Raw genomic sequence first — 2,652 nt, forward strand, 5'->3', positions numbered from 1 at the left:
GTGTCAGATTCGTCGTATCTGGTTGTCGGCGGCGGCTTAGCATGACGGCGCCGATGTGGATGGCCGCACCGCCGGAGGTGCACTCCGTGTTGCTGAGCAGCGGCCCGGGGCCCGCATCTTTGTTCGCGGCGGTGGCGGCGCGGAGTTCGATGAGCGTCGAATACGCTTCGGCTGCAGCCGAACTCAGCGAGGTTCTGGCCTCGACGCAGGCCGGGGCATGGCAGGGTCCCAGCGCCGAGTCGTATGTGGCCGCGCACGGCCCGTATTTGGCGTGGTTGACCCAGGCCAGCGCGCACAGTGCCGCCGCGGCCACAGCGCATGAGACGGCGGGCACGGCGTACGCCGCGGCGTTGTCGGCGATGCCGACCGTGGGCGAGCTGGCCGCTAACCATGCGGTCCATGGTGCTTTGATGGCGACGAATTTCTTTGGCATCAACACGATTCCGATTGCGGTCAACGAGGCCGACTACGCGCGGATGTGGGTGCAGGCCGCCGTCACGATGACGACCTACCAGGCCGTTTCGACCGCGGCGGTGGCGGCTACGCCGCAGACCGAGCCGGCACCGCAGATCCTGCGCGCGGACGTCGCAGCAGCCCCGGTCGCCCAGGACGACGGCGGTGACGACGAGGAGTTCCCCGACCCCTCCGTCGACAACCCGTTCAATCAGTTCCTTGCCCAGATTCTGCGGTGGTTCGGGATCGATTGGAATCCCGGCCAAGCGACCGTCAACGGCATTCCGTATGACGAATACACCAACCCGGGCCAGCTGATCTTCTGGGTAGTTCGCGCGCTGGAACTGCTGGAGGATTTTGAGCAGTTCGGCGAGTACCTGCAGACAAATCCTGCCTTGGCTTTTCAGTACATCGCCTTCCTCGAGTCGGTCGACTGGCCTACCCACATTGCTGAGATCGCCAGCTGGCTGTCGAGCACGCCCCAATTGCTACTCGTTCCGATCATTGCGGCGGTTGCCCCGCTCGGGGCCGTCGGTGGCCTGGCCGGTCTGGCCGGATTGGCCGGGATCCCTGCGCCGCCCGTCGTGCCGGCGCCGCCCGCGCCGCCGCCGCCCGGGCTGGTGCCGGCGCTCGGGTCGACCCCGATCGTCGCGCCGACTGCGGTCCCTGCCTCGGCTCCCGCGCCCGCGCCGACTGCCACGGCCAGTACTGCGGCCAGTCCGGCGCCGCCCGCGCCGCCGGCTCCGTCGGGGCCGGGTTTTGTGCCGCCTTATTTCGTCGCGCCGCCAGGCATCGGTGCGGGTTCGGGAATGAGCGCGGCCGCTGCGGCGGCCGCGAAAAGGAAGTCGCCGGAGCCTGATTCGGCTGCTGCCACCGCCGCGGGGTTGGCTCGGGACGCGGCCCGGTCGCGGCGGGGCCAGAGGCAACGGCGGCTCGGCTACGGCGACGAGTACATGGACATGAACGTCGACGTCGACCCGGACTGGGCGGAACCGGCGACGACGGCGTCGGATCGGGGCGCGGCAAACCTGGGTTTCGCGGGTACCGTGCGCAAGCAAAGCCCCGGCGCGACGGGGTTGGCGACGCTGGCCGGTGACGAATTCGGCGGTGGCCCAAAGCTGCCGATGGTGCCCGGCACGTGGGATGCGGGAAATGGTGCCGCGGCAGAAAGGGAAGGGCCACAGGACGGTAGGTAATCTCACGGCCACGGTAATGGTGATGACCGTATCGGCGGAGTGATCGCTTCGGCCGAGGCTGCATTGATAACGACAATCATTTTCAGTAGGCTCCTGGGCAACTTTCCAGTCCCCTCAGCCGAGGAGTTGCCGTGATGCCAGCTGGCGTTGTTGTGTCAGATTCGTCGTATCTGGTTGTCGGCGGCGGCTTAGCATGACGGCGCCGATGTGGATGGCCGCACCGCCGGAGGTGCACTCCGTGTTGCTGAGCAGCGGCCCGGGGCCCGCATCTTTGTTCGCGGCGGTGGCGGCGTGGAGTTCGATGAGCGTCGAATACGCTTCGGCTGCAGCCGAACTCAGCGAGGTTCTGGCCTCGACGCAGGCCGGGGCATGGCAGGGTCCCAGCGCCGAGTCGTATGTGGCCGCGCACGGCCCGTATTTGGCGTGGTTGACCCAGGCCAGCGCGCACAGTGCCGCCGCGGCCACAGCGCATGAGACGGCGGGCACGGCGTACGCCGCGGCGTTGTCGGCGATGCCGACCGTGGGCGAGCTGGCCGCTAACCATGCGGTCCATGGTGCTTTGATGGCGACGAATTTCTTTGGCATCAACACGATTCCGATTGCGGTCAACGAGGCCGACTACGCGCGGATGTGGGTGCAGGCCGCCGTCACGATGACGACCTACCAGGCCGTTTCGACCGCGGCGGTGGCGGCTACGCCGCAGACCGAGCCGGCACCGCAGATCCTGCGATCCGAGGCCGCCGCCCAGCACGACCACGACCACGAGGAGGGCGACGATCACGAGGGCCACGACCACGGTTTCGACAGTCCGCTCAATCAGTTGCTCGCCCAAATTTTGCGGCTGTTCGGACTCGATTGGGATCCCGTCGAGGGGACGCTGAACGGAGTGCCCTTCGACGACTACACGAACCCGGGCGACATCCTCTGGTGGGTGGTTCGAGCCCTCGAGCTTTTCAGCGATTTCCAGCGGTTCGGCACGCTGTTGCAGGAAAACCCCGCGGCG

General features: G+C 67.6%; 2 protein-coding genes. Both read left to right on the top strand.

The genetic code is table 11. The annotated features are described in order from the left end of the window. The first annotated feature begins 41 nt into the window (after window positions 1-41). Window positions 42-1,649 carry a PPE family protein gene (locus MAAFP003_RS28810; RefSeq protein ID WP_096291470.1) on the top strand — a complete coding sequence of 536 codons (1,608 nt, stop codon included), beginning with the start codon at window positions 42-44 and terminating at the stop codon, window positions 1,647-1,649. 193 nt (window positions 1,650-1,842) lie between these two features. Then, window positions 1,843-2,652 (top strand): PPE family protein (locus tag MAAFP003_RS28815; RefSeq protein WP_133160899.1); only part of this gene is annotated, 810 nt, incomplete at its 3' end.

The organism is Mycobacterium ahvazicum (assembly GCF_900176255.2).
In the GTDB taxonomy this organism is placed as follows: domain Bacteria; phylum Actinomycetota; class Actinomycetes; order Mycobacteriales; family Mycobacteriaceae; genus Mycobacterium; species Mycobacterium ahvazicum.

Bases quoted from the DNA above. Each gene is read 5' to 3' on its own strand.
- MAAFP003_RS28810 (WP_096291470.1), top strand. From the start codon at position 42: ATGACGGCGCCGATGTGGATGGCCGCACCGCCGGAGGTGCACTCCGTG.